Consider the following 25,967-nt stretch of genomic DNA (forward strand, 5'->3'; position numbering starts at 1 on the left):
TACTATGCTCTTTTTATACAGATACTCTGGGTTATAATGGTAATAGGTTTGATATTTTATTCAAAGTTATTTGTTACGAATAATTACTATCTACTTTGGATGCAAATCTCAATTTTTGGTGCATTAATGTTTCTATTTATCTTTGAAGCTGGAAGGACAAGATACCTAATTCAATTTTTACCGGCTATCATAACCATTTCTGCCACAGGATGGTCTTCTATAATTGATTATTTTAAAACAAAACATCAAAAATCCAATATAAAGTAATTATAACGAATTCTGTTATTTGGCGGTTCTTGATGTGAAAAGTTCAGATAATAAAGTTAAATTATTAAGACAACTTCTACTGAATTTAATAAGGCAGTTTCGTCTGCTAAAAAATTTAAAAAGTTGCAAAATTATCTTCCAACAAACTTTCTGCTTGGAAGCAAAGTAAAACTTGTTTTGGGAAATTAGTATAACAGAAAACTAACATGAAAAATGAGGACTTTGTCAACTATCAGTTATTTTACCTGCTAATAGAAATTATAGAGACTAAAAAAATAGAATGGGCAAGTCTACCTGTTCTATTTTTTCTTAATTTATGCTAAACTAGTAGTATGGGGGTGTGAGCATGATAAAGATTTTCGGTAAGGTTCGCTATCACTGGCAGCCAGATGTAGCTATCCTGATAATATATTGGTCTTTATCGGTCATTCCGATTTTTGTTGGCCTGGCTTTGATGTATGAAAGCTCACGAGTGCCGACTCTTGTTCTGTTTTCTTTCTTCTTGTTCATGGTTTTGCTGGGAATGGGAGTTCATCGTTATTTTACCATTTATGATGATGGAACCTTGCGAATTATCACAGCCAATCCCTTTACTCCGATAAAGGTCAAGATTTCAGATATTGAAAAAGTCGAAGTGACTAAGACGTCTATTACCTTATATTTTAAAGGGCAGAGCCGCAGCCGGAGTTTTTGTATGCGCAAGTGGCCTAAGAAATATTTTGTCAATGCCCTGGCCCTTAATGAGTATTTTAAGGGTGAGGTAGAATTAGTAGATAATTTTACCCATATTGACTATTTTGAAGCTTACTATGGCAGTCAGTCCAAAAAATCGTAGTCTTTCAAAAGAGCTCGGGTTGGGCAGTTTTTGATGGCTTCCACGACATCGGGATCCTCAGCGATTTCCTTTTCTAGGAGCTGGTCGTCCTGGTAAAATTTGACGATGCCATTGTCATGATAGTCAAAGAGATCTGAGTAGGTTTGACAAAGCCCGCAGGCAATGCACCGTTCGGGAATGAGTGTTACTTTCATACCCATATTGTAATAAGATTTTAAGAAAAACTCAAGGAGGAAGTCATGGAAAAAGAACCATGGGAAGAAGATGTATACGATAACGGAGAAGATAAGTTGAAACGAACTAAGAAGTTTAGCGCCTTGAATGCAGACCGCTTGTTGACCATATTAACCATTATTTTCTGTATTTTAGTGGTTGCAGTGGTGTGCTTCCTGACCTATCTGTCTACTGGAGGAAGTAATAGACAGACCCAAATGGAAGGTTTCTACGGCACTTCAGCAGCAAGTTCTAGCAGTGAAGCGTCTTCTACAGCAGAGCAGACAGCGGCAAATACGACAGAATCATCTGAAGGAACTCTGACTGTCCAGCCTGGCGAAGGAGAAGCAGCCATTGCAGCGCGTGCAGGTATTTCTATTGCCAAGCTTGAACAGCTGAACCCTTCTCATATGTCCACTGGTTCTTGGTATGCCAATCCAGGTGATGTTGTGAAGATTGAGTAGGAGCCAGCCATGAAACAGATTCAAATTGCGATTGACGGTCCTGCTTCCAGTGGAAAATCGACTGTCGCCAAGATTATTGCCAAGGACTTTGGCTATACTTATTTAGATACAGGAGCCATGTACCGGGCTGCAACCTATCTGGCCTTGCGGCATCATCTGACAGAAGCAGACGCCACTGAAATTGTAGACTTGCTCAATAATCATTCGGTCAGTTTTGGTCGAGCAGAAGATGGTGAGCAGCTAGTCTTTGTCGGCGACGTTGATGTGACTCACCCTATTCGGGAAAATGAAGTTACCAATAATGTTTCCTGGGTATCTGCCATTCCTCAAGTCCGTGAGAAACTGGTGGCCTTGCAGCAGCAAATTGCAGCTCAGGGAGGGATTGTCATGGATGGCCGTGATATTGGAACGGTTGTCTTGCCTCAGGCTGAGCTCAAGATTTATCTGGTAGCCTCGGTTGATGAAAGAGCTGAGCGCCGATATAAGGAAAATCTATCAAAAGGAATTCCAGCTGATTTGGAGAAACTGAAAGAAGAAATTGCCGAGCGGGATTATAAGGATAGTCACCGTGAGGTTTCGCCATTGAGACCGGCAGACGATGCCATTCATTTTGATACCACGGGTGTTGGCATTTCTGAAGTTGTTGCATTTATCGAAGAAAAAGCGAAAAAAATCATTGACAAATAAAATGAAACTTGGTATGATAGTAGAGTTGAGAAAAGCAGAAGTGAGAGCTTCTCGCCTTGCGACTAACGTTGTCTGGCTCTACAGGATTTAGTTTCAGTGATGAAATACTATCATGTAGTGCGGGTTTGCGTTAGCAGGTCCGCACTTGTTTTTCTCTAAAAATAAAAAAAGAGGTGAAAACCATAGCAAAACAAGACTTATTCATCAATGATGAAATTCGTGTGCGTGAAGTTCGCTTGATCGGTCTTGACGGCGAACAATTAGGTATTAAACCACTGAGCGAAGCGCAGTCTCTTGCGGATGAAGCAAATGTTGATTTGGTCCTGATTCAGCCACAAGCTAAACCACCTGTTGCAAAAATTATGGACTACGGTAAGTTCAAATTTGAGTACCAGAAAAAACAAAAAGAACAACGCAAGAAACAAAGTGTTGTTACTGTGAAGGAAGTCCGTCTCAGTCCAACCATCGACAAGGGAGACTTTGACACTAAACTTCGCAACGCACGCAAGTTCCTTGAAAAAGGAAATAAAATAAAGGTATCTATCCGCTTCAAAGGCCGGATGATTACCCACAAAGAAATCGGGGCTAAAGTTTTAGCAGATTTTGCTGAAGCGACTCAGGATGTTGCTATCATTGAGCAAAAGCCTAAGATGGATGGACGTCAGATGTTCATGCAGATGGCGCCAATTCCTGACAAAAAATAGATTGTCAGAAAGATAGAAAAAGGAGAAAACATTATGCCAAAACAAAAAACACACCGCGCATCAGCTAAACGTTTCAAACGTACAGGTTCTGGTGGCTTGAAACGTTTCCGTGCTTACACTTCTCACCGTTTCCACGGAAAGACTAAGAAACAACGCCGTCATCTTCGCAAAGCAGGAATGGTGCATGCAGGAGACTTCAAGCGTATCAAAGCAATGCTTACAGGTCTGAAATAAGAGCTACTGTAACAATTATCTAGGAAATATTGGAGGAAATATAAATGGCACGTGTTAAAGGTGGCGTTGTATCACGCAAACGCCGTAAACGTATTTTAAAATTAGCTAAAGGTTACTATGGAGCGAAACATATCTTGTTCCGTACTGCAAAAGAGCAAGTAATGAACTCTTACTACTATGCATACCGTGACCGTCGTCAGAAAAAACGTGACTTCCGCAAACTTTGGATCACTCGTATCAATGCGGCAGCTCGTTTGAACGGACTTTCATACTCACAATTGATGCATGGTTTGAAATTGGCTGAGATTGAAGTTAACCGTAAAATGTTGGCTGACTTGGCTGTTAACGATGCAGCAGCTTTCACAGCTCTTGCAGATGCAGCTAAAGCTAAGCTTGGTAAATAATTAAAACATGAACCGAGGATTTCCTCGGTTCTTTTTTTATAACTCTTAATGAAAAGTCTGAAGAGAGAAATAGCTTACCATGCCACTTATAGTATAGATAAAGGCTTGTTACTGATAAGACAGCTTTCATGGTAAAGCTAGTTAAAAATAGGGAATTGCGATATAATAGAAAAAACAGACATTTATGTAAATAAAAATCAGTAGAATGGAGAAATTATGTCAGAGAATCGTTTGGCTTGGGATCAGTATTTTGCGGCTCAGGCTCTCTTAATCGCTAATCGCTCAACCTGCAAGCGGGCCAAGGTTGGTGCTGTCTTGGTTAAGGATAATAAGGTTATTTCAACTGGTTACAATGGTTCGGTTTCAGGGACTGAGCACTGTATTGACCATGAGTGTTTGGTTATTGATGGTCACTGCGTAAGGACCTTGCACGCTGAGGTCAATGCTATCTTGCAGGGAGCCGAGCGGGGAGTTCCTAAAGGATTTACGGCTTATGTGACCCATTTTCCCTGTCTCAACTGTACCAAGCAACTGCTTCAGGTCGGCTGCAAACGGGTAGTCTATATCAACCAATATCGCATAGATGACTATGCTCAGTATCTCTACAAGGAAAAAGAGGTGGAATTAGTTCATCTGCCACTGGATGATGTCAAGAAGGCTATTGCTCAAACGGATTTAGTTTAGAGGAGAAGTTCTGGAGGTAAAAGGAGAAGGCAGATGAATGATAAATTGGCAGCTGCTTGGCAGCATTTCTTTGAAGGGCAGTTAAATAAGGCCGAAGAACTAGAGCAGCAGCTTGAAAAAGATTCCTTTAGCCGCTGGAATTTGCGAGCTTATCTTGCTGTAGAAAGGCAAGATTATCAGAATGCTTTTGCAAATTTGGAGCTTTATCTGATTCAGGCTCAAAATGATAGTGATATTGAAAATGAGCATATCGCTTATCATCAGCTAGGCTATGTTGCTAGAGCTGCGGGAGATTTTTATCAAGCTTTAGAGTGGATAGAAAAAGAAGCTGCTTTCCTAGCGATGTACTTCCCAGATGACCATTATCGTCAATCAGTTAATCTCTATGAGCTAGGTTATCTAAATCTTAAATTAGGCCGATTGACTCAAGCTCAGGAGTTTATGCGAAAGGCGAATATCTATGCTAAGGAGTCAGATGATGTGATCAATCATGCCTGTAGTTACCGAGGCTTGGGCGAAATTGCTCAAGCTTTGGGAAATCTCCAAGAAGCAAGAATCAACTTCGCGGCTGCTATCAGACTTTTTGACCAAGCTGGTGATGCTATCGGTAAGGCGGAAGTTGAAGAGTTGTTAGCAAGCTGCCCTTAGTTTATCATTGCAATAAAGCTATAGTTTTCGTCTATAGCTTTTTCTATTAAAAAAATTCTGAAGTTTTTAGCGAAAAGTGGTATAATGAAGAAGTTATATAGTCCCGATAAGGTGGTAGGAAACTTCTATCAGTACTTTGTAACTCGCAAACAATGACGGCTCCAAAGTCGCTCGTCATTTTATGGTTGTCGCTATATTGCGGTCACCCTATGCGCCTTACTAGCTCAGAAATAAAAAGGTATCGTTTTTATTTCTTTCGCGTCGTAACTCGTAGGTGACAAGATTTTCATCATTTTGGAGTTTGTTTATTTGTTTAATATTTTTTAAGGGGGGACATTTCTATGTCAGAACGTAAACTTTTCACGTCTGAGTCTGTATCGGAGGGGCATCCTGATAAGATTGCAGACCAAATTTCCGATGCTATTTTGGATGCTGTCTTGAGTCAGGATCCAGATGCCCATGTGGCTGCTGAAACAGCCGTTTATACGGGCTCGGTTCATGTTTTTGGTGAGATTTCGACCACAGCTTATGTGGATATCAATCGTGTGGTTCGTGATACCATTGCAGAAATTGGCTACACCAATACAGAGTATGGCTTTTCAGCAGAGACGGTCGGTGTTCATCCATCTTTGGTGGAGCAGTCGCCAGATATCGCTCAGGGTGTCAACGAAGCTCTGGAAGTTCGTGGGAATGCGGATCAAGATCCATTGGACTTGATTGGTGCTGGAGACCAGGGGCTTATGTTTGGCTTTGCGGTGGATGAAACGCCGGAGCTCATGCCGCTGCCTATCTCGCTCAGTCACAAGCTAGTCCGTCGATTGGCGGAATTGCGCAAATCAGGAGAGATTGCCTATCTGCGACCAGATGCTAAGTCTCAGGTGACCGTTGAGTACGATGAAAATGACCAGCCAGTGCGCGTGGATACGGTAGTTATTTCGACCCAGCATGACCCAGAAGCGACTAATGAAGAGATTCATCGTGATGTGATTGAAAAGGTAATTAAAGCAGTTATCCCAGCCCAATATTTGGATGATAAGACGAAATTCTTCATCAATCCAACCGGTCGCTTTGTAATTGGCGGTCCGCAAGGGGACTCTGGCTTGACAGGACGCAAGATTATTGTGGATACTTACGGCGGTTATGCTCGTCACGGTGGCGGTGCTTTCTCTGGTAAGGATGCAACCAAGGTCGACCGCTCAGCTTCATACGCAGCTCGCTACATCGCTAAAAACATCGTGGCGGCTGGACTGGCCAAGAAAGCAGAAGTACAGTTAGCCTATGCCATTGGTGTGGCTCAGCCGGTTTCTGTACGCATCGATACTTTTGGCACTGGTACTGTTGCAGAAAGCAAGTTGCAGGAAGCGGTTCGTCAGATTTTTGATCTGCGTCCAGCCGGTATCATTCAAATGCTGGATCTGAAACGCCCAATCTATCGTCAGACAGCAGCTTATGGCCACATGGGTAGGACAGACATTGACCTGCCTTGGGAAAAGTTGGATAAGGTAGAGGCTTTGAAAGCAGCAGTGCAGTAAGATGATAGTTCTCAATCGTAATGATTGGGAACTTTTCTATTTTTTAAAAGAAAAAGTCATTTCTATACAGGCAACTTTTAAAAGCCAAGCAGTCTAGACTTGCGATTCTCTCATTTTTGCAATACTGTTTTTTCTGAAAAATTATTGAAAAAGCCATTTTCCCTGTTTCATTTTAATTTCAATTGTCTTATTTATCTAAAAGTATAGGAAATTTCCCGAATCTGTGGTATAATAAATGGCAATACCTTGAAAGAGCTTTAATTTAAACATGAAAAAAATTGTAATACATGGTGGTCGCCCCTTAAAAGGAGAGGTGACTATTAATGGTGCTAAAAACAGTGTCGTTGCCTTGATTCCAGCTGTGATTCTGGCGGATGATATTGTAACGTTGGATGGCGTTCCGGATATTTCGGATGTGGATAGTCTGATTGATATTATGATTGCCATGGGGGCTAGTGTTACTCGCTCTGAGGACAGTTTGACGATTGATCCGCGCGGTATCCAAAACGTCCCTATGCCTTATGGAAAGATCAACAGTCTAAGAGCTTCCTATTATTTCTATGGTAGCTTGCTTGGTCGCTATGGTGAAGCGACGGTGGGCCTGCCTGGTGGTTGTGACTTGGGTCCACGTCCTATTGACTTGCACCTCAAGGCTTTTGAAGCCATGGGGGCTAAGATGACCATGGACGGCAACTACATGAACCTATCTACAGGAGGCCAGCCGCTTAAGGGCACTAGTATTTATATGGATACGGTCAGCGTGGGTGCTACCATCAACACGATGTTGGCTGCTGTCAAGGCCAAAGGTCGGACTATTATTGAAAATGCAGCGCGGGAGCCAGAAATCATTGATGTGGCAACTCTCTTGAACAATATGGGAGCGCACATCCGAGGAGCAGGAACTGATATTATCACGATTGAGGGGGTTCTACACCTCCATGGAACTCGTCATCAAGTAATTCCAGACCGTATCGAGGCAGGAACTTATATCGCCCTTGCTGCAGCTATTGGTCAAGGAATTCAGATTAATAATGTCCTTTATGAACATTTGGAGAGTTTTATTGCCAAGCTTGAGGAAATGGGTGTTCGGATGACGGTTTCTGAAGACAGCATTTTTGTCGAAGAGCAGCAAAATCTGCGTGCTATAAACATTAAGACTTCTCCTTATCCAGGCTTTGCAACTGACCTACAACAGCCCATCACTCCGCTCTTGCTGACAGCTAATGGCCACGGAAAGATTACGGATACCATTTATGAGAAGCGGGTTAACCATGTGGCGGAGCTGGCTAAGATGGCAGGAAAAATTTCGACCAGTAGTGATCAGATTGTCTATGAGGGACCAAATCAACTGCAGGGAGCTCAGGTCAAGGCGACCGATTTACGAGCAGGAGCTGCCTTGGTTATTGCTGGTTTGATGGCTCAAGGAAAGACAGAGATTACTAATATCGAGTTTATCCTGCGCGGCTATTCCAATATTATTGAAAAATTAACAAATCTGGGTGCAGATATCCAGTTGATAAAAGAATAAGCGTTTTTCGCTTATTTTTTGTAGAGGTAGCAGATGAATTTATGGACACATTTAGCAGCCTGTTCATTTATCGAGACAGAGCATGCTTTTTTGCGGCCCATTGTATTTGAAGATGCAGGAGCCCTATATAAGATTGCGTCCAATCCGGAAAATACTCAGTTCATTTTTCCGACAGAAGCAAGCCTAGAGGAAAGTGAATACGTCATTGCCAATTTCTTTATGAAAAATCCTCTGGGGATTTGGGCTATTTGTCACAAGGAAACGCAGGAAATGATTGGCTCTGTCAAGTTTGAAAAGATGGACGAAATTAAGAAAGAAGCTGAGTTAGGCTATTTTCTGCGGCAAGACTACTGGGGCCAAGGGCTGATGACAGAAATTGTTCGAGAAATTGCTTTTCTATCTTTTACCCGCTTTGACTTCAAACGTATTAGCATTATCACTCATGCAGAGAATCTAGCTAGTCAAAAGGTAGCTCAAAAATCTGGCTTCAGTCTCTACCGGCAGTTTAAAGGGAGCGATCGGTACACGAGAAAGATGAGAGATTATTTGGAGTACCGTTATGAGAGAGGAGATTTTAATGAGTAAGCATCAGGAAATTTTAACCTATCTTGAAAATCTTCCAATCGGCAAGAGGGTCAGTGTCCGCAGTATTTCAAACTATCTGGGAGTTAGTGATGGGACGGCCTATCGAGCTATTAAGGAAGCGGAGAACCGCGGTATTGTTGAGACTAGGCCTCGGAGTGGTACGGTTCGGGTCAAGTCCAAGAAAGTTGTCTTGGAGCATTTGACCTATAAGGAAATCGTTGATATTACAGGCTCGGAAGTATTGGCTGGAGAAGATGGTCTAGAAAAAGAGTTTAATAAGTTCTCCATCGGAGCCATGACGGAGCAGAATATCCTGCACTATCTGACAGAGGGTGGTCTCCTGATTGTCGGAGACCGGACGAAAATTCAGCTCTTGGCTCTGGAAAATGAGAATGCGGTGTTGGTTACTGGAGGTTTTGAAGTCAGCTCGGATGTTCTGAAGATGGCTAATCTGCTTAATATACCAGTGCTCAGGACCAAGCACGATACCTACACGGTTGCAACCATGATTAATCGTGCCCTGTCCAATATGCAGATCAAGACCGATATTTTAACAGTGGAGCAGGTCTATCGCTCCAGCCACGAGTACGGCTTCTTGCATGATACTGATACTGTTCGTGACTATCTGGACTTGGTCCGCCGCAATCGCGCCAGCCGGTTTCCGGTTATCAACCAACAGCAGATGCTGGTGGGAGTAGTAACCATGCGGGATGCAGGTGATAAGTCCCCTCTGACAACCTTGGACAAGGTCATGACGAAAAATGTCTTTATGACAGGTTTATCTGCCAATATTGCTAATATCAGCCAGCGCATGATTGCAGAAGATTTTGAAATGATACCAGTAGTTCGCAGCAACCAGACCTTGCTGGGCGTGATTACACGGCGGGACATTATGGAAAAAATGAGCCGTTCTCAGATTTCCAGCTTGCCGACTTTCAGTGAGCAAGTAGGACAGAAGATTAGCCGTCAGGATGATTTGTTCTCCTTTACCGTTGAGCCTTTTATGCTGGAGCAAAATGGTGTGTTGGCTAACGGTGTCCTGACAGAAATTTTGACTCGGATTACCCAGCAGCTCATGGTCAACAGCGGCCGCAGCTTGATAATCGACCAGCTGATGATTTATTTCTTTCAGGCGGTTCAGATTGATGACTTGCTACATATCCAGCCGCGTATTATCCGTCAGACTAGGCGGACAGCCATTATTGACTTTGAGATGTATCTGGAAGCGATGCTGGTTGTCAAAGCCACAATTACAGTGAAAATTAATTAAGAAGAGGAATTTAGAGAAAGAATGATTACTTTAAAATCACAGCGTGAAATTGACTTGATGGACAAGAGTGGAGATTTTCTGGCTTCAGTCCACATTGGTTTGAGAGATTTGATTAAGCCAGGCATTGACATGTGGGACATCGAAGAGTATGTCCGCAAGCGTTGTAAAGAAGACAATGCCTTGCCTCTGCAGATTGGTGTGGAAGGCTCTGTCATGGACTATCCTTATGCAACTTGCTGCTCTCTAAATGACGAAGTCGCCCATGCCTTTCCCCGTCATCAGAAGCTGGTAGAAGGTGATGTCATCAGCGTTGATATGGTGGTTGGCTTGACCGATAAGGCAGAGCTGGATGTGTCCAAGCTAGATTTTGACAATGTGGAACAGATGAAGCAACACACAGATAGTTTTCGGGGCGGTGTAGCAGACTCTTGCTGGACCTATGCTGTAGGGAAGATTAGCCCAGAGGCTCAGCAGCTGATGGATGTGACCAAAGAATGTCTCTACCGTGGAATTGCGGCTGCCAAGGTTGGCAATCGTATCGGTGACATTGGCGCAGCAATTCAGGAATATGCTGAAAGTCATGGCTATGGCGTTGTGCGTGATTTGGTGGGGCACGGTGTTGGCCCAACCATGCATGAGGAGCCTATGGTGCCGCATTACGGTCGAGCAGGACGCGGCTTGCGCTTGCGTGAGGGAATGGTTCTGACTATCGAGCCCATGATCAATACAGGTACCTGGGAAATTGATACGGACTTTGAGACCGGCTGGGCACACAAAACACTGGATGGCGGCCTGTCCTGTCAGTATGAGCATCAGTTTGTCATTACAAAAGATGGCCCTGTCATTCTGACCAGCCAGGGAGAAGAAGGGACTTATTAGAAATCAAAGGCTGGGCATTGTCTCAGCTTTTTTTGAAGGAGAAGAGAGTGAAGAAATTATTTGGCAAGGTTCGTAACAATCAGTTTTTAAGAGCATTTTTCCGTTTTTATAAAGAGGCAGATAGCGAGCTGAGCAGCGTTGCAGTTGCTTATTATTGGCTGATTTCCGTTTTTCCCTTGCTCTTAATCGTGGTGAATATTTTGCCCTATTTTCACATTCCGGTGGCGGATTTTCTGACAGCCATCAAGGACATGCTACCTGAGACTTTATATGATGTTGTAGCAAAAGTCATGCGTGAAGTGCTGACCCAGCCTTCGACTGGCCTGCTGAGCTTCTCAGTCTTGTCAGCTCTTTGGACTTTTTCCAAGTCCATGAATTTCCTGCAGATTGCCTTTAATAAAGCCTATGGGGTGGCTAAGAGTCGAGGGCTGATTTCTCATCGCGTCATGAGTCTATTTGTGAGTCTTGGTCTGCAGATTCTCTTTGCCTTGGCCCTCTTTCTGACCATGTTCGGTCATATGTCGATGGATTTCCTCCGTACCTATTGGCAGCTGGATAGCCAGCTCTATCAGCACTTGCAGAATTTTACGGAGCCCCTGATTTACGCCTTACTCTTTGCGGTTTTGGTCATGCTTTATTATTTTCTTCCTAATGTGAAAATCAAGAAAAAACGCTATGTTCTGCCTGGCAGTGCCTTCGTGCTCCTGACCATTCTGGCTTTGCTGAATATCTTTTCCGTCTACATGGATAATTATTTAAATCACCTAGTTGATGTTCGTTTTTTCAGCTCCATCATTATGGTTGTGATGATGTTTTGGTTTATCATAATTGCTAAAATTTTGATTGTTGGTGCAGTACTCAATGCCAGTATCCAGAGCTGCTGTGAGTCAGGGTTTCAAGTTGAAAGCACTGGACGCTTTACTTTCAAGAAGAAAGAGCAGGATGAAGAAGAGGACTGATGTTGTTTTAGAGTGGAGAAGGATAAATAAGTATGAAAAGTAAAAAAATAACTAAATGGAAGAGTATTGTGGTCGCTCTAGTCTTGATTCTAGGAGCTGCAACGTATTTTATATGGAGCAAGGAAGAGGCAAAGAAATTCCAAGAAGAGTATGGGCAGTTTACATATTATGTTCCAGAGTATGAACCACGGTTTAAAATTTTTGAAAATGGCAATGCACTTGCTTACCATTGGTCAGTAATTCATTCTGAAGAACAGGAGCAAATGTCAAAAGTAAAGTCCTATGCTTCTGTGAAATTTGATGTGATAATGTATTTTGAGAACGGATATTTTGCAAATAGTTTTATGAAACTGAAGGATAATCCATCCCGAGAAAATGTCGAAAAATTTAATCGTAACATACCAGAGAAAGGGGAATATTGGAGATTAGCCATTTATAAGCTTAATGGCCAGAAATTAGATAAAAAAGAGCTAGATATCTTTAAATTGGTTCGTTCCTATAATAAAGACTTAATTCCCTCCGAGCTGAATTCGAAGGTGGTCTTACTAGACTATTCAACTCAGAAAAAATACATTCCGATTCTCCTCCACCATCGTATAGAAAAAACTAATCGGGTTTATTATATTGATTTGAAAGAAGATAAAGTTGTTCATGCTGATGAAGTTCATATTCAAAAGATGACAGACAATAATAATTTCGTTTATCAGACGAATCTATCAGATAATCTTGAGAGAAAAGGCATAACTTTGTTTTCGAAAGGGTTGTATTTAGGTGAAACTTACTTAAAGAAAAATTTAGGTAAAACACTACTAGCACAAAAGTATCCTGAAATATACAAAATCATGCAAGGTGAGGATGCTCGTGTTACTTTCTTAAATAGAGAAACCGATGTTGAATTAGTAAAAAACGTAACTGAACTCTTCTTTCCGCTAGGGACTAATGTATTTGAGAATGTGACCATCCCAGCTAAATATTCAGTAGATGGGCAGGAACATGTCATTAATTCAGCGGAAGAATTACAAAAATACTATAAGGAATGAGAAAACTAGAAAAAGATATTTTTGCCAATTTTAAAGAGGATTTTCCTCTTTTTTCTTTTTATTTAATTTTATTGCATTTGCAACAAAATATGATATAATAGTTTTAATTAAAATTTTAAAGGAGGGGATATGTCAGTATTGCGGGAAATTGGGATTATTGCCCGGGCTTTGGATTCCATTGCTAATATTGAGTTCCGCGACATAGAGCTGGCGCGGGGGCAATATCTTTATCTGGTACGAATCGCGGAGAATCCGGGGATTATCCAAGAGGAACTGTCGGAGCTGCTCAAGGTGGATCGCTCAACGGTTGCCCGATCTGTTAAGAAGCTAGAGGCCAAGGGCTTGGTCCAGCAGAAGGCAGCCAAAGACAACAAGAAGAACAAGGAATGGTTTGTGACGGAAAAAGGGGAAAAACTCTATCCTTTTATCCTAGCTGAGAATGCCTATTCTGAAGAGGCATCCCTGCAGGGCTTTTCTCAGGCGGAAGTTCAAGCCTTGGAGAAAATGCTGGTACGAGTGCGTGCAAACATCACAGGTGACTGGGAAGCAGTCAAAAAAGGTCAAAAAAGAAAGTATTAAGATTAAAGAGGTGCATCATGAAAGTAACAGTTGAAAATGAATTTTGGCAAGTATTTCCGAAAGCTCAGATTAGTATTTTAGTGGTCAAGGAGCTAGATAATAGTGTAGATGAAAGTAAGGACCCATATTTCAAATCCCTGCTGGATAAGGGATCAAAGCGAGCTGAGGACTTTATCCCAGACGAGAACTTCACTCAAAATGAAGTCATTTAGGAGTGGCGGCAGGCATTCAGCAAATTCAAGACCAAGAAAGGAGCACGATCCTCTATCGAAGCCCTGCTCAAGCGGGTTAGTCAGGGTCGGGAATTTCATCCAATCAATCCTTTGGTCGATATCTACAACAGTGTCTCGCTGTCTTATGCGGTTCCATGTGGCGGTGAGGATTTGGATAAGATTGTCGGAGGTCTTCATCTAGGAAAAGCCAAAGGTGGCGAAGCCTTTTTCCCGTTGGGAGCTGAGAGTGACGCACCGGCTCTGCCAGAAGAAATCATCTACTATGATGAAGAGGGGGCTGTCTGCCGTTGCCTTAACTGGCGAGAAGCCCAGCGAACTATGCTGACCGAGGAGACCAAGAATGCCATCTTGGTTATCGAGTCCATCAACGAAGAGCAGGCCGTGCGTGCTCAAGCAGCTATGATAGAGCTTCAGACTCTGATTGAGGACTATTTTGGTGTCAAAGGTGAAATCACCCATCTGACGCTTGATAATCCAAGCTTGGAAATCTGAGACTAAAAAAATCTGGATCAGAATTATCTGGTCCAGATTTGATATTTTAAGGTTGAAGTATCATAGTCAATTAGTTTTTCTTGTTTTCAAAGATAAAGACTTTACTGAAAACATAGTTGAGGACAATAATAAGCACTTGAGAGAAAAGGGACTCTATCGAGTTGATAAGGTTGCGTTCATTGTTGACAAATTGCCCGATAATATTAGGGTAAGTATCTACTAATAATTTTGCAAGAACGATGTCTAGCAAAAGAGTGCCAGAACGCGCCAGAGCAAATTTAAAAAGTCGCTTTTGCCAACCTTTGCGCTGCTGTTTAAAGACAATGGTATCATTTGTGATAAAGGCGAAAAGTACTGCTGTGACATTAGCAGTAATGGTCGCAAATAATGTCTGTCCTGTAAGAGCGAAGATAAGGAGACGAGTAGTCATATAAACAAGGGTAGCTGCCACACCAAAGAAAAGATAGGACAGAACCTCATTGTCAAAGAATTTTTTGATTAAAGATTTCATAAAGATAGTCTATCATATTTCTAGGATTTATGCTATACTAGTTGGGTTGCCAAATCTGTGGAGGAATCATCTAATGATGCTCCTCTCATGTGACGCAACCCTTGGCGCTTAGCTTCTTTCGCCAAGCATATTACACGCGGTAAAGCCGCTAAAGGAGAAAACATGAAACAAGAAAAACTGAGAGTTCGTGATTTGGCTCAGATTGCCATTGTCGCTGCTATTTATGTAGCCCTTACGATTACGCCCCCTTTAAATGCTATAAGCTATGGTGCTTACCAGTTCAGAATTTCTGAAATGATGAACTTTATGGCCTTTTATAATCGGAAATATATTATGGGCGTGACCATTGGCTGTATGATTGCCAATCTCTATAGTTTTGGAATCGTTGATGTCTTTGTTGGCGGTGGGTCCACCTTGGTCTTCCTGTCACTGGGTGTCTACCTTTTTGGTCGCTATAAGAATCAATATCTGATTAAAGGCTTGATTCGTTTGGATCATTTCTATTTTGCAGTTTTATTCTCTATTTCGATGGTGACCATTGCTGCAGAGTTACATTTCTTGCAAGGCCTGCCATTCTTCCTGACTTGGTTTACAACGGCCATTGGAGAATTTGCTTCCTTGATTGCTGGAGCTATCATTATTAACCAGATTGCAAAAAATATTGATTTGACAAAATAAGACAGCAGAGAGCGGAATTTCCGCTCTTTTTGTCTCCTTTTCTTTTTTAGGAAGAATTCGGGACAAATAGAGGAAGATTTTGTGTATTTGTGATAAAATAGAAGTATGAAAGAAAGAATGTCAGAATTAGTAGAATTGCTCAACCGATATGCTCATGAATATTATACGGCAGATAGGCCAAGCGTATCGGACAGCGAGTATGACAGACTCTATCGTGAGTTAGCGGAGTTAGAAGAAAAGTACCCAACCGATATCCTGCCTGACAGTCCGACGCATCGGGTGGGCGGGAAGATTTTAGAAGGATTTGAAAAATATCCACACCAGTATCCTCTCTTTAGTTTGCAGGATGCTTTTTCACGTGAAGAATTACTAGCCTTTGACCAGCGGGTTCGCAAGGAATTTCCACAAGTTTCTTATCTTTGTGAACTCAAGATTGATGGGCTCTCTATTTCCCTGACCTATGAAAATGGAATCTTGGTAGCAGGAGCGACTCGGGGGGATGGTTCTGTTGGTGAAAACATTACTGAAAATCTCAAGCGAGTCAAGGATATTCCACTGACTTTGAAAGAACCGCTGGACATTACGGTTCGCGGAGAGTGCTATATGCCCAAGGCATCCTTTGATGCGGTCAATCAGCTGCGACAGGAAAATGGTGAGCCTGAGTTTGCCAATCCACGTAATGCAGCAGCGGGAACCTTGCGCCAGCTGGACACAGCAGTTGTGGCTAAGCGCAATCTAGCGACTTTCCTATACCAAGAAGCCAGTCCTACTCAGGTTGGCAGCCAAGAAGAGGTCTTAAACAAGCTGGCAGATTTGGACTTCTCAGTCAATCCTACTCATATTCTGGCGGACTCTATTGAATCAGTTTGGGAGTTTATCGAAAAGATCGCTGAGGAGCGGGATAGCCTGCCTTATGAAATTGACGGTATTGTCATCAAGGTTAATGACTTGGCGGTGCAAGAGGAGCTTGGCTTTACTGTCAAGGCACCTAAGTGGGCTATCGCCTATAAGTTTCCAGCTGAGGAAAAGGAAGCCCAGCTTCTATCTGTTGACTGGACAGTGGGTCGGACGGGAGTTGTGACTCCGACAGCTAATCTGACGCCAGTGCAGCTAGCGGGAACGACAGTTAGTCGAGCAACCTTGCACAATGTGGACTATATTGCAGAGAAGGATATTCGTCAGAAAGATACCGTTATCGTCTATAAGGCGGGAGATATTATTCCTGCTGTCTTGCGAGTGGTGGAGTCCAAACGAGTCTCAGAGGAGCCTCTGGAAATACCAAGTCACTGTCCGAGCTGTGAGAGTGAGCTGGTACACTTTGAAGACGAAGTCGCTCTGCGCTGCATTAACCCTCTATGTCCGGCCCAGATTAAGGAAGGGCTGATTCATTTTGCCAGCCGGGATGCCATGAACATTACTGGCCTGGGTCCAGCAGTGGTAGAGAAGCTCTTTGCTCAAAATCTAGTCAAAGATGTGGCTGGAATCTATCGGCTGACGGTAGAAAATTTACTAGAATTAGAGAACTTTAAGGAAAAATCAGCAAATAAATTGTATACTGCTATTCAAGCTTCCAAGGAGAACTCGGCTGAACGCCTCTTGTTCGGCTTGGGGATTCGCCATGTGGGAAGCAAGGCCAGTCGGATTTTGCTGGAGAAATTTCATGATATTCCTAAGCTGTCTCAGGCCAGCCAAGAAGAGATTGCGGCTATTGACAGCCTTGGAACTGTGATTGCCCAAAGCCTGCATACCTATTTTGAGCAGGAAGGCTCCCATATTCTTTTGGCGGAATTACAGGAAGCAGGTGTGAATCTAGACTATCTAGGGCAAAAGGCAGCGGCTGATGCAGCCCTATCTGGTATGACGGTTGTCTTGACTGGTAAATTACAAAAATTGACCCGCAATCAAGCTAAAGAAAAATTGCAGAGTCTGGGTGCTAATGTTTCCGGATCTGTTTCTAAAAAAACGGATCTGGTAGTGGCTGGCCAAGATGCCGGCAGCAAGCTGGCCAAGGCTCAGGAGTTAGGAATTGAAATTCGGGATGAAGATTGGCTTGATAGCTTATGAGGCTGAAGTATGAAGGATAAGATTAAACGAGCACGATTGATTTATAACCCGACTTCGGGACAGGAAATTATTAAGAAAAATATTGCGGAAGTTTTGGATGTTTTGGAGGATGTGGGCTATGAAACCAGCGCCTACCAAACCACTCCAGCGCCTCTTTCTGCTCAAAAAGAAGCTGAAAGAGCAGCAAAAGCAGGATTTGATTTGATTATTGCGGCAGGCGGCGACGGTACCATCAATGAGGTAGTTAATGGCGTGGCGAATCTGGATGAACGGCCTAAATTGGCCTTTATTCCAACTGGTACAACCAACGATTATGCGCGTGCTCTGAAGATTCCCATGGGAGATCCAGTAGCGGCAGCCCGCATTATCGAAAAAAATCAGACCATTAAAATGGATATTGGCCGGGCATATGGCAGCAAGTATTTTATTAATATTGCAGCAGCTGGAACCCTGACAGAGCTAACTTACAGCGTTCCTAGCGAGGTCAAATCCCGCCTAGGCTACTTTGCCTATGTTGCAGAAGGAGCAAAAAAACTCCCTCGCTCTAAGTTCCGCAAGGTCCGTATCAAGCACGACCACGGTGTCTTTGAAGGAAAGATTTCGCTCATGTTTGCGGCTCTGACCAATTCTATCGGTGGTTTTGAAAAGCTAGCGCCAGACACTAAATTAGACGATGGGAATTTTACCTTGATTTTGGTCAAGACAGCCAATCTCTTTGATATGCTAAGCCTGATGATGCAGGCTATCAATGGCGGTCAGCACGTTGGCGATATCAATGTAGAATACCTTAAAACAAGCAAGCTGCAGCTGGAAGTTTTAGATAAAAAAGGTCCATTTATGCTGAATTTGGATGGAGAATACGGTGGCGATACGCCTGTTGAACTGGAAGTGCTGCACGGACATTTGGAATTTTTTGCCAATATTGATGAAATCAGTCAGACAGCCCTTTCAATAGAATAATTTTAGATAAAGAGATGAAAGAACATGCTAGACTATAAAGTCTTAGTCCATTATCACAATCCTACTGGAGATTATTTCTCCTATGATATGTGGCAGTGGCAAATAAACCAATGGGGACAGGAAGTAGCCTTTTCCAAACTTGATTATTTTGGTATTCAGGGGGAATTATCATTTCAAACCTGGGAGCCCTTAGATCACGCTCATGTGATTATCAAACGTTCAGACTGGTCTAGCCAGTCCTGTGACTATCATATTGATCTGTTACCTCCCCATCTGGTGACGGAAATTTGGCTGATTGAGGGAGATACGCAGGTTTATTATTCTTTGCAGGCTGCAACGACGAGTCACCAGTATTCACGCCGGCGTCCGCATAACTTTGATGTGGCCCTGAGAACAGACTACTTTGATGAATGTTGGGGCTATCAAGGCTGTTTGGGACACCGTCAGATGGACGGCGCACATATTTTCAAAGTTTGGGCACCGACAGCTAGGAAGGTAGAGTTGGTAGTCTATGAATCGGCTGACAATCGAGCTCCTGTTTATAAAATCTTCCCAATGCAAAAAGGTGACCGATATTCTCACGACCATAAGGAAAACACCATAGGTGTCTGGTCAACTGAAATAGCAGAAGACTTGACCGGTAAAACCTATCACTACCATGTTAGCTTTGAATACCGCAATTTCTATACTCGAGATCTCTATACCATTGCGACCAGTCCAGATGGTAAGCGCTCAGCGATTCTTGGAGCGGATGAGACAGAAGTAGCTGGTTTTGAGGTTCGACAGGGCAAAGAAGCCGTCTGGCGCTTGGACAATCCAAATCAAGCGGTGATTTATGAGATGCACATTCGAGATTTGACCAAGTCGGAGACTTCAGGCGTGGATAGTCAGCTGCGCGGGACCTTCTTGGGAGCCTGTCAAAAAGGCACTACCAATCATCTAGGGCAAAAGACAGGCTTTGACTATATCAGTGATTTAGGCGTTAATGTCGTCCAACTTCAGCCCGTCTCTGATCGTCACAAGGACTATGATGAAAATGGAGAGCTAATCTACAACTGGGGCTATGACCCGCAGAATTATCATGCTCCAGAGACTAGCTTTTCCAGCAATCCTGCTGACCCAGCGCAGGCCATCCGTGATTTGAAAACGATGATTCAGGCCTACCATGATGCGGGAATTTCTGTGACACTGGATGTTGTCTATAATCACATCTACTCGACCTATGATTCTGCTTTTCAGGCTATAGTACCGGATTATTACTATCGGATGAATCCTAACGGCTCTTTCCAAAACGGAACAGGAGTGGGCAGTGAGACAGCTAGTGAGCACGAGATGTTCCGCAAGTTTATGATTGACTCTCTGCTGTACTGGGTAGAGGAGTTTAATGTAGATGGCTTCCGCTTCGACCTAATGGGCATTCATGATGTAAAAACGATGAATGCCATCCGTCAGGCCATGGATGAGGTGGATCCACGAATCCTGCTGTATGGAGAAGGTTGGGATATGGGAACGGGCCTGAGACCAGAAGACAAGGCCAAAAAGGACAATGCTTATCAGTTGCCGCGGATTGGATTTTTCAATGATACAGAGCGGGATGCGGTCAAGGGAGCCGAGGTTTACGGCGGCATCAAGGCTGGTTTTGTCAGTGGTCAGGCGACGGAGGATATCGTCGCTAAGTCTATCCTTGGCAGCAGTGAGCTAGGCAGCTATCGCAGTCCTGATCAAGTCCTTAACTACGTCGAGGCTCACGATAATTTCAACCTGCATGATTTGCTTGCAGAGCTGCATCCCGACGATGATGTTCTGACTCGCACCAAGCGGATTGAGTTGGCAACTGCTATGAACCTGCTCATGCAAGGCATGGCTTTCATGGAGCTGGGACAGGAATTCTCCCGTACTAAGCTCGTAGCTACGGGAGAGGACGGCCAAGTCCTGCATAGCGATCGTGAAAGGGCTATGAACAGCTACAATGCGCCAGATGCAGTCAATCAGGTGAATTGGAATCTATTGCAGGACCATCAGGAGAGTATTGATTTTATCAAGGACATCATTCGTCTCAAGACAAGCTGCAAATCCTTTTCTTATCAGACCTATGAAGATATTTATAAGCATGTCTTTGTTCAATCAGCAGAGCAGGGCAGTGGTTTGATTATCTTTGAGATTAAGGACGACAAGCATTATCAGGTTATTTTTAATGCTAGTGGCCTGCCCTATTATCTGCCTAATGCAGACAAGCTGCGTCTCATAGTGGGCAATAGCCGTCATAAGAAGCCTTTCTATGTTGAAAATCTGACGGTTTCTGTTTTTGAAGTTATTCAATAAGTTATTAGCTGCAAGAAAAGCCTTAAGTCCAATGGACTTAAGGCTTTTGCTATCTATGGATTGGCTGTGGAACTAGAGCTGGAAGAGCTTGAGTCTTCTTGACTGCTGTCTTCGTCGCTGCTGCTAGTTTGGAACTGCTCTGGATGCAGTGCCCGATAGCTTGGCGAGTTAAATAGGTCCACAGTGGAGACATTGCCTCGCTTGGAGTAAAGACTGGTTGATTGGTCGCCTTTTTCCTTTTCAATAGCCAACAAGGCTTTCATTGAATTAAGATAAGAGTAATCTTTAGGGTTGACCTTGCCTAAGTCATTCCCCTTGTAGAAACGAATCAAGTCGCCGGTCTGAATAGCGTCACTCATCTTCAGCTGAGTATTGGCAGCATTGCGAATCTCATCCAGCTCCTTCTTGATGGTTTCGTCAGGATTAGTAATTTCCTCACCGGTCTGGGTGTAGTAGGTCCGTCCATTGAAGCTAGTGTATTTTGGAGTGACAAAGTTATTGCTGGAGCGGAAGGCTGTGATTTGCTGATGCTGAGATGACAGTAGGTCTTGTCCAACTTGAAGGTAGTTCTTAGAGTCAATGCCCAGTAAATGCTCTAATGTTGGCAGCATATCTACTTGACCACCGTATGTATCAATTATCTTTCCTTTGTCCATGCCAGGCACCACTACCATGTATGGCACGCGCTGCATCATGGCATTGTCGTAGTTGGACCAAGTCTCAGAGGTCTTTCCTACAAGAGGGGCCAAGTTAGGATTACGGGTTTGGGAAATTCCAAAATGGTCTCCATAGAGAACGATAATAGAGTTGTCATAGAGGCCAGATTCTTTAAGATAATCAAACAAGGCCTTGACAGAAGAATCTAGATAGTTGGCAGTGGCAAAGTAACCGTTGATGGTTTCATCCTTGGTCTTAGCCAGCGGGAAGCCGATCTCGTCACCAATCAAGCTAGTCGTGTAAGGATAGTGATTGGAAACCGTGATATACTTAGCATAGAAAGGCTGCTGCAGGTGTTCCAGATATTTGATGGAATCTTTCAGCATAATCTTGTCATTCAAACCATACTGGAAGGAGTTGGTGTCGTCCTGCTTGGTAAAGTAAGACGCATCGAAGAAATAGTTATAACCCCATTGCTTGTAAGCTGTATTGCGGTTCCAGAAGCTTCCAGTATTTCCATGGAAAACAGCAGAAGTATAGTCGCCGTTTTTGGAAAGAATAAAAGGTGCTGCTTGCTGGGTATTGGTACCACCGTAATTGACCATGAAGGAGCCTTGATTGAGACCAAAGAGCCCAGTTTCAATCATGGTTTCAGCATCAGAAGTCTTACCAGCCTTGACCTGGTTGAAGACATTAGAGAAAGCCAGAGTCGAATTGGAGTGGTAGAGGGAATTGAGGAAAGGTGTCACCTCGTACTCTTTCCCATCTGCCTGCAGCTTATAGTCAATCAGGAACTGCTGGAAGCTTTCCAGATGGACGTAGATGACATTTCGTCCTTTGGCAATCCCGTAATATTCTGGATTAGGTTCCGCATAGTGGGATTGAATGTATTCTGTTACTGGTTCCAAGTCTTTTTCAGAAGCTTTGGAACGCTCACGATTAGCGGTATATGTCTGGTTGGCACTGTAACCTAGAAAGGCTGGCAAGCCCAGAGCCCGAACGACATAATAGTTGGAAAATCCACGTGACAAGAGCTCAGGCCGGTCAATTTCAGCCAAGAAAAGGTTGGCTGAGAAAAGCATGGCGGACAGGGAGGTCACAGCAAAGCTAGCGCGTTTATTGAAAGGGCGGTCATCCATTCGGATGTATTTCTTAAAGAATAAGAAGGCCAAAATCGGAAAATCAATCAGATAAAGAATATCCCAAGGGCGGAAGAGCTCCAGTGCTGCTTCCCCAAGTCCAGCTGAAACGCTGCTAGAAGCCAGCATAGTATTGACTGTAACAAAGTCACTGAACTCGCGGTAGTAAATGGAGTTAGATACCAGCCAAGCAAAGAGGAGCAGATAGATTCCGAAGGCTAGGCTGTAGAATAATTTGGTTCGTTTTACATAAAGTGCTAGTCCTAGCAGCAAGAGACTGATAGGGAAAGGGTTGATAATAGCTAAAAATACTTGATAGGCACCTTGAATATCGAGGTTGAAATCAATCGTGTAGGCCCACATGGTTTTTATCCAATAGAGGACCAATAAAATCAAGACAAAACCTAGTCTCGTACTCATGAAATTGAGTAAATTCTTGGTTATTTTTTTCACAAAAAGTTACTTCCTTGTCTTATTTCCTAAAAATTTTCTCCTCTAAGTATAACATAATTTCTCCAGTTAAGGAAAATTTGAGCCGCATTTGAGATATTTTAAATCGGCGAAATTGTAATATTTCTATAAAAGCCTTATCCCCTCTATGGAGAGGTTTATAGTCGTTTTGCACTCGTTTGTGAAATCTTTTATTAACTCAAATGTAAAATATGTTTTGAGAATTTTCACAATCTTTGGTATAATATAATTTATGAATAAACTTACTGTTAGTCAAGAGGCAGAAGAAAAACTGAGAAAGGGCATTCTTTTATTAGATAAAAAGGATTTTGGCGCTCTTTCGCTTCAGAATCAATGTGTGGAGCTGCAAAACCGTCAGGGCAAGTTTTTAGGCACAGCGTATCTCTCTCCGCAGAATAAGGGAGTAGGCTGGCTGATTTCCCAGAAGAAGGTAGAGCTGAACTCGGATTTTTTTCAAGGCCTCTTTGAGCAGGCTAAGAGCAGACGTTCTACTTATTTCCATTCGTCTGACACGACAGCCTTCCGACTCTTTAATCAAGAGGGGGATGGCTTCGGTGGCTTCACGGTAGATTTCTACAATGACTTTGCGCTTTTTTCTTGGTACAATGACTTTGTCTTTGCTATCAAGGATCAGATTCTGACAGCCTTCGCTAAGGTTTTCCCAGAGATTCAGGGAGCTTATGAAAAGATTCGTTTCAAGGGTTTGAACTACGAATCGGATCATCTCTATGGAGCGGAAGCACCAGAAACTTTCACAGTCTTGGAGAACAGTGTTCGCTATCAGGTTTTTCTGAATGATGGTCTCATGACCGGTATCTTTCTGGATCAGCATGATGTACGGGCTAGTCTGGTAGATGGTCTGGCTGCTGGTAAAAGTTTACTCAATATGTTTTCCTACACAGCTGCTTTTTCAGTAGCAGCAGCTATGGGCGGTGCCAGTCAGACAGTATCTGTTGATTTGGCCAAGCGCAGCCGTGAGCTGTCAGAGGCTCATTTTCTGGCCAATGGTCTGACACTGGATCAGCATCGCTTTCAGGTGATGGATGTCTTTGATTATTTCAAGTACGCTAAGCGTCACAATCTAAGCTTTGATGTCATTGTGATAGATCCGCCTAGCTTTGCTAGAAATAAAAAGCGGACATTCTCGGTTGCTAAAGATTATCATCGTTTGGTTGCACAAGCTTTGGAAATCCTGAATCCTCAGGGAATCATGATTTTAAGTACCAATGCAGCCAATCTTTCCAAAAGTAAGTTTAAACAAGAAATTGAAAAAGGTCTTGCCGGCAGAAAGCACCGCTATCTTGCGGAGTATGACTTGCCAGCAGACTTTGTCTATAATAAAAAAGACGGGAGCAGTAATTACCTCAAGGTATTTACAATAAAGGTGGACCAATGAAGTTAGTCGTTTCTGTAATGCCCAAGAGTTTAGAAGAAGCTCAAGAAATTGATGTATCACGCTACGAAGATGCGGATATTATTGAATGGCGGGCAGATTTTCTGGCCAAGGATGACATTTTAAATGTTGCGCCAGCTATTTTTGAAAAATTTGCCGGACGTGAATTGATTTTCACCTTGCGGACCCGTCAAGAAGGCGGAGAAATTGAACTGTCCGATGATGAATATGTAGCTCTCATCAAGGAAGTAGCCGGTTTTTACCAGCCTGACTATATTGACTTTGAATACTTCTCTCACAAGGGGAAATTTGAAGAAATGCTGGAGTTTCCTAATCTGGTGCTGAGCTACCACAACTTCGAGGAAACACCGGAAAATATGATGGAAATCCTGTCTGAGCTGACTTCTCTGACCCCTAAGGTGGTCAAGGTTTCTGTCATGGCTCATAATGAGCAGGATGTGCTGGACTTGATGAACTATACTCGCGGTTTCAAGACTTTGAATCCTGAGCAAGATTTTGTCACCATTTCCATGGGAAAAGTCGGCAAGATTTCACGCATTGCGGCTGATTTGACAGGTTCCAGCTGGTCATTTGCTAGTCAGGAGATAGCGTCAGCACCCGGTCAGATTTCTCTGAGCAATATGAAGAAAATCCAGGAGATTTTGAATGAGAATTAATGGCCACACCCGCATGGCTGCTGTGGTTGCCAAGCCAATTAAACACAGTATTTCTCCTCTTATTCACAATATGGCTTTTGAAAAGACTGGTGTCAATGGTGTCTATCTAGCTTGGGAAGTAGAAGCGAAGGATCTGCAGGCCTGTATAGAAAATATCCGCAGATACGATATGTTTGGTGTCAATCTTTCCATGCCCTACAAGCAGGAAGTGATAACTTATTTGGATGAGCTGGATGTCAGCGCCCGCCTTATCGGGGCGGTCAATACGGTTGTGAATAAAAATGGAATTTTAGTTGGTTATAACACAGATGGCAAGGGATTTTTTAAGAGCTTGCCTTCTTTTGCTATTCGGGGCAAAAAAATGACGATTTTGGGAGCAGGTGGAGCTGCGACAGCTATTATTGCTCAAGCAGCTTTGGACCAAGCAGAGGAAATTTTCGTCTTTACTCGGCAAGCCTCCTATGAGAAGACTGTCAGAAAGATAGCAGCTATCAGCCACCAAACCAAGAGTCGTATCCAGGTACTAACCTTGGAAGATGTGGATAGCTTGCAGGATAAAATCAACCAATCAGACCTTCTGGTAAATGGGACTAGTTTAGGAATGGATGGTATCAGCATACCCCTGCCTGAACAGCTTGAGCTGCCTTGCCAGATTTTAGTTGCAGATGTTATCTACCAACCTTTCGAAACGCCCTTCCTCAAATGGGTCAGAAATCAAAATGTCACAGCGGTCAATGGACTTGGTATGCTGCTTTATCAAGGAGCAGAAGCCTTTGAGCTTTGGACCGGCAAGACCATGCCCAGTCAGGAAATTTGGCAGTGTTTAGAAGAATTGTATAACAATTGAATAAAAGGAGA

General features: G+C 43.1%; 27 protein-coding genes, 1 pseudogene, 1 riboswitch and 1 other annotated feature. Of the genes and pseudogenes, 25 read left to right on the plus strand and 3 right to left on the minus strand.

The features are described from left to right. On the plus strand, window positions 1–267 hold a 267-nt coding region (locus D8877_RS12335), incomplete at its 5' end, for a glycosyltransferase-like membrane protein (protein WP_514248612.1). A 346-nt stretch (window positions 268–613) separates the two neighbouring features. After that, window positions 614–1,102 (plus strand): EbsA family protein, encoded by a 489-nt coding sequence (locus D8877_RS04260; protein WP_125342312.1) that lies wholly within the window; start codon window positions 614–616, stop codon window positions 1,100–1,102. Here the strand turns inward: D8877_RS04260 and D8877_RS04265 are convergent. Further along, window positions 1,084–1,296 carry a ferredoxin gene (locus D8877_RS04265; RefSeq protein WP_312023222.1) on the minus strand — a complete coding sequence of 71 codons (213 nt, stop codon included), beginning with the start codon at window positions 1,294–1,296 and terminating at the stop codon, window positions 1,084–1,086. The two genes, D8877_RS04260 and D8877_RS04265, sit on opposite strands and share 19 nt — an antisense overlap. A gap of 45 nt (window positions 1,297–1,341) precedes the next feature. Here D8877_RS04265 and D8877_RS04270 point away from each other — a divergent pair, with 45 nt between their 5' ends. The 16 genes and pseudogenes from D8877_RS04270 (at window position 1,342) to D8877_RS04350 (ending at window position 14,237) form a co-directional block, all read left to right on the plus strand. After that, window positions 1,342–1,779 carry an SAG1386/EF1546 family surface-associated protein gene (locus D8877_RS04270; protein WP_002895035.1) on the plus strand — a complete coding sequence of 146 codons (438 nt, stop codon included), beginning with the start codon at window positions 1,342–1,344 and terminating at the stop codon, window positions 1,777–1,779. A 9-nt stretch (window positions 1,780–1,788) separates the two neighbouring features. Continuing rightward, window positions 1,789–2,466, plus strand: coding sequence for a (d)CMP kinase (cmk, locus tag D8877_RS04275; protein WP_002909356.1), 678 nt, complete (start codon window positions 1,789–1,791; stop codon window positions 2,464–2,466). Window positions 2,467–2,492: 26 nt separating this feature from the next. Next, window positions 2,493–2,623, plus strand: a sequence feature (ribosomal protein L20 leader region). Window positions 2,624–2,639: 16 nt separating this feature from the next. After that, the gene (gene infC / locus D8877_RS04280) at window positions 2,640–3,170 is read left to right on the plus strand and encodes a translation initiation factor IF-3 (protein ID WP_002895037.1); all 531 of its coding nucleotides are present in this window, start codon (window positions 2,640–2,642) and stop codon (window positions 3,168–3,170) included. A 33-nt stretch (window positions 3,171–3,203) separates the two neighbouring features. Continuing rightward, window positions 3,204–3,404, plus strand: coding sequence for a 50S ribosomal protein L35 (gene rpmI / locus D8877_RS04285; RefSeq protein WP_002895038.1), 201 nt, complete (start codon window positions 3,204–3,206; stop codon window positions 3,402–3,404). Window positions 3,405–3,448: 44 nt separating this feature from the next. Then, window positions 3,449–3,808, plus strand: a complete 360-nt coding sequence (gene rplT / locus D8877_RS04290) for a 50S ribosomal protein L20 (protein ID WP_000124830.1) — start codon at window positions 3,449–3,451, stop codon at window positions 3,806–3,808. 216 nt (window positions 3,809–4,024) lie between these two features. Further along, window positions 4,025–4,492: a deoxycytidylate deaminase gene (locus D8877_RS04295; protein ID WP_002895042.1), complete on the plus strand. Its 468-nt coding sequence runs from the start codon at window positions 4,025–4,027 to the stop codon at window positions 4,490–4,492. Between the two features lie 33 nt (window positions 4,493–4,525). Continuing rightward, window positions 4,526–5,140, plus strand: a complete 615-nt coding sequence (locus D8877_RS04300; protein ID WP_002909357.1) for a tetratricopeptide repeat protein — start codon at window positions 4,526–4,528, stop codon at window positions 5,138–5,140. A 341-nt stretch (window positions 5,141–5,481) separates the two neighbouring features. Further along, window positions 5,482–6,672, plus strand: coding sequence for a methionine adenosyltransferase (gene metK, locus D8877_RS04310; RefSeq protein WP_125340897.1), 1,191 nt, complete (start codon window positions 5,482–5,484; stop codon window positions 6,670–6,672). 268 nt (window positions 6,673–6,940) lie between these two features. Continuing rightward, window positions 6,941–8,200, plus strand: coding sequence for a UDP-N-acetylglucosamine 1-carboxyvinyltransferase (gene murA / locus D8877_RS04315; RefSeq protein WP_125340895.1), 1,260 nt, complete (start codon window positions 6,941–6,943; stop codon window positions 8,198–8,200). Between the two features lie 33 nt (window positions 8,201–8,233). Next, the gene (locus tag D8877_RS04320) at window positions 8,234–8,785 is read left to right on the plus strand and encodes a GNAT family N-acetyltransferase (protein ID WP_124765933.1); all 552 of its coding nucleotides are present in this window, start codon (window positions 8,234–8,236) and stop codon (window positions 8,783–8,785) included. Then, window positions 8,778–10,055, plus strand: coding sequence for a CBS-HotDog domain-containing transcription factor SpxR (spxR, locus tag D8877_RS04325; RefSeq protein WP_185760160.1), 1,278 nt, complete (start codon window positions 8,778–8,780; stop codon window positions 10,053–10,055). Before D8877_RS04320 ends, spxR begins: the two co-directional genes overlap by 8 nt. Window positions 10,056–10,076: 21 nt before the next feature. After that, window positions 10,077–10,934, plus strand: coding sequence for a methionyl aminopeptidase (locus tag D8877_RS04330; protein WP_125352527.1), 858 nt, complete (start codon window positions 10,077–10,079; stop codon window positions 10,932–10,934). A 32-nt stretch (window positions 10,935–10,966) separates the two neighbouring features. Then, window positions 10,967–11,893, plus strand: coding sequence for a YihY/virulence factor BrkB family protein (locus D8877_RS04335; protein WP_185760172.1), 927 nt, complete (start codon window positions 10,967–10,969; stop codon window positions 11,891–11,893). Between the two features lie 32 nt (window positions 11,894–11,925). Then, on the plus strand, window positions 11,926–12,933 hold the full coding sequence (locus tag D8877_RS04340; protein WP_125352531.1) for a hypothetical protein: 1,008 nt from the start codon (window positions 11,926–11,928) through the stop codon (window positions 12,931–12,933). A 129-nt stretch (window positions 12,934–13,062) separates the two neighbouring features. Continuing rightward, the gene (locus D8877_RS04345; protein WP_125352533.1) at window positions 13,063–13,512 is read left to right on the plus strand and encodes a MarR family winged helix-turn-helix transcriptional regulator; all 450 of its coding nucleotides are present in this window, start codon (window positions 13,063–13,065) and stop codon (window positions 13,510–13,512) included. A 17-nt stretch (window positions 13,513–13,529) separates the two neighbouring features. After that, window positions 13,530–14,237 (plus strand): annotated as a pseudogene (locus D8877_RS04350) (B3/B4 domain-containing protein). 70 nt (window positions 14,238–14,307) lie between these two features. On the opposite strand, the gene D8877_RS04355 reads toward D8877_RS04350, so the two are convergent. Further along, window positions 14,308–14,748, minus strand: coding sequence for a GtrA family protein (locus tag D8877_RS04355; RefSeq protein ID WP_125340880.1), 441 nt, complete (start codon window positions 14,746–14,748; stop codon window positions 14,308–14,310). Window positions 14,749–14,776: 28 nt separating this feature from the next. Then, a riboswitch (PreQ1 riboswitch) is annotated at window positions 14,777–14,913 on the plus strand. Between D8877_RS04355 and D8877_RS04360 the strand changes: the two genes are divergently transcribed. From D8877_RS04360 to pulA, 4 genes are all read left to right on the plus strand, one after another. Continuing rightward, on the plus strand, window positions 14,911–15,426 hold the full coding sequence (locus D8877_RS04360) for a QueT transporter family protein (RefSeq protein WP_048774197.1): 516 nt from the start codon (window positions 14,911–14,913) through the stop codon (window positions 15,424–15,426). Its footprint overlaps the riboswitch before it by 3 nt. A 105-nt stretch (window positions 15,427–15,531) precedes the next feature. Further along, window positions 15,532–17,490, plus strand: a complete 1,959-nt coding sequence (gene ligA, locus D8877_RS04365; RefSeq protein ID WP_125340878.1) for an NAD-dependent DNA ligase LigA — start codon at window positions 15,532–15,534, stop codon at window positions 17,488–17,490. Between the two features lie 9 nt (window positions 17,491–17,499). Next, window positions 17,500–18,450: a diacylglycerol kinase family lipid kinase gene (locus tag D8877_RS04370; RefSeq protein ID WP_002895076.1), complete on the plus strand. Its 951-nt coding sequence runs from the start codon at window positions 17,500–17,502 to the stop codon at window positions 18,448–18,450. 24 nt (window positions 18,451–18,474) lie between these two features. Further along, window positions 18,475–20,772, plus strand: coding sequence for a type I pullulanase (pulA, locus tag D8877_RS04375; RefSeq protein WP_125340876.1), 2,298 nt, complete (start codon window positions 18,475–18,477; stop codon window positions 20,770–20,772). A gap of 53 nt (window positions 20,773–20,825) precedes the next feature. Here pulA and D8877_RS04380 read toward each other — a convergent pair whose 3' ends face one another. After that, window positions 20,826–23,021 carry an LTA synthase family protein gene (locus D8877_RS04380; RefSeq protein WP_125340874.1) on the minus strand — a complete coding sequence of 732 codons (2,196 nt, stop codon included), beginning with the start codon at window positions 23,019–23,021 and terminating at the stop codon, window positions 20,826–20,828. Between the two features lie 250 nt (window positions 23,022–23,271). On the opposite strand from D8877_RS04380, the gene D8877_RS04385 reads away from it, so the two are divergent. Genes D8877_RS04385 through D8877_RS04395 form a run of 3 tightly spaced genes read left to right on the plus strand, consistent with a single transcriptional unit; the run spans window position 23,272 to window position 25,956 of the window. Then, a complete protein-coding gene (locus D8877_RS04385; protein ID WP_125352535.1) occupies window positions 23,272–24,435 on the plus strand; it encodes a class I SAM-dependent rRNA methyltransferase in 1,164 nt (387 codons plus the stop codon). Next, window positions 24,432–25,109, plus strand: a complete 678-nt coding sequence (gene aroD / locus D8877_RS04390) for a type I 3-dehydroquinate dehydratase (protein ID WP_048771456.1) — start codon at window positions 24,432–24,434, stop codon at window positions 25,107–25,109. Before D8877_RS04385 ends, aroD begins: the two co-directional genes overlap by 4 nt. Next, entirely contained in the window at window positions 25,099–25,956 is an 858-nt protein-coding gene (locus D8877_RS04395; RefSeq protein ID WP_125340869.1) for a shikimate dehydrogenase, read from the plus strand. The genes aroD and D8877_RS04395 overlap by 11 nt, the downstream gene beginning before the upstream one ends. Window positions 25,957–25,967 lie beyond the last annotated feature (11 nt).

The organism is Streptococcus sanguinis (assembly GCF_003943735.1).
Classification (GTDB): Bacteria; Bacillota; Bacilli; order Lactobacillales; family Streptococcaceae; genus Streptococcus; species Streptococcus sanguinis_E.

Bases quoted from the DNA above. Each gene is read 5' to 3' on its own strand.
- metK (WP_125340897.1), top strand. From the start codon at position 5,482: ATGTCAGAACGTAAACTTTTCACGTCTGAGTCTGTATCGGAGGGGCAT.
- pulA (WP_125340876.1), top strand. From the start codon at position 18,475: ATGCTAGACTATAAAGTCTTAGTCCATTATCACAATCCTACTGGAGAT.
- D8877_RS04385 (WP_125352535.1), top strand. From the start codon at position 23,272: ATGAATAAACTTACTGTTAGTCAAGAGGCAGAAGAAAAACTGAGAAAG.
- spxR (WP_185760160.1), top strand. From the start codon at position 8,778: ATGAGTAAGCATCAGGAAATTTTAACCTATCTTGAAAATCTTCCAATC.
- D8877_RS04270 (WP_002895035.1), top strand. From the start codon at position 1,342: ATGGAAAAAGAACCATGGGAAGAAGATGTATACGATAACGGAGAAGAT.
- cmk (WP_002909356.1), top strand. From the start codon at position 1,789: ATGAAACAGATTCAAATTGCGATTGACGGTCCTGCTTCCAGTGGAAAA.
- D8877_RS04370 (WP_002895076.1), top strand. From the start codon at position 17,500: ATGAAGGATAAGATTAAACGAGCACGATTGATTTATAACCCGACTTCG.
- D8877_RS04345 (WP_125352533.1), top strand. From the start codon at position 13,063: ATGTCAGTATTGCGGGAAATTGGGATTATTGCCCGGGCTTTGGATTCC.
- aroD (WP_048771456.1), top strand. From the start codon at position 24,432: ATGAAGTTAGTCGTTTCTGTAATGCCCAAGAGTTTAGAAGAAGCTCAA.
- D8877_RS04320 (WP_124765933.1), top strand. From the start codon at position 8,234: ATGAATTTATGGACACATTTAGCAGCCTGTTCATTTATCGAGACAGAG.
- rpmI (WP_002895038.1), top strand. From the start codon at position 3,204: ATGCCAAAACAAAAAACACACCGCGCATCAGCTAAACGTTTCAAACGT.
- D8877_RS04395 (WP_125340869.1), top strand. From the start codon at position 25,099: ATGAGAATTAATGGCCACACCCGCATGGCTGCTGTGGTTGCCAAGCCA.
- D8877_RS04340 (WP_125352531.1), top strand. From the start codon at position 11,926: ATGAAAAGTAAAAAAATAACTAAATGGAAGAGTATTGTGGTCGCTCTA.
- D8877_RS04330 (WP_125352527.1), top strand. From the start codon at position 10,077: ATGATTACTTTAAAATCACAGCGTGAAATTGACTTGATGGACAAGAGT.
- murA (WP_125340895.1), top strand. From the start codon at position 6,941: ATGAAAAAAATTGTAATACATGGTGGTCGCCCCTTAAAAGGAGAGGTG.
- rplT (WP_000124830.1), top strand. From the start codon at position 3,449: ATGGCACGTGTTAAAGGTGGCGTTGTATCACGCAAACGCCGTAAACGT.
- D8877_RS04300 (WP_002909357.1), top strand. From the start codon at position 4,526: ATGAATGATAAATTGGCAGCTGCTTGGCAGCATTTCTTTGAAGGGCAG.
- ligA (WP_125340878.1), top strand. From the start codon at position 15,532: ATGAAAGAAAGAATGTCAGAATTAGTAGAATTGCTCAACCGATATGCT.
- D8877_RS04355 (WP_125340880.1), bottom strand. From the start codon at position 14,748: ATGAAATCTTTAATCAAAAAATTCTTTGACAATGAGGTTCTGTCCTAT.
- D8877_RS04260 (WP_125342312.1), top strand. From the start codon at position 614: ATGATAAAGATTTTCGGTAAGGTTCGCTATCACTGGCAGCCAGATGTA.
- D8877_RS04360 (WP_048774197.1), top strand. From the start codon at position 14,911: ATGAAACAAGAAAAACTGAGAGTTCGTGATTTGGCTCAGATTGCCATT.
- D8877_RS04265 (WP_312023222.1), bottom strand. From the start codon at position 1,296: ATGAAAGTAACACTCATTCCCGAACGGTGCATTGCCTGCGGGCTTTGT.
- D8877_RS04295 (WP_002895042.1), top strand. From the start codon at position 4,025: ATGTCAGAGAATCGTTTGGCTTGGGATCAGTATTTTGCGGCTCAGGCT.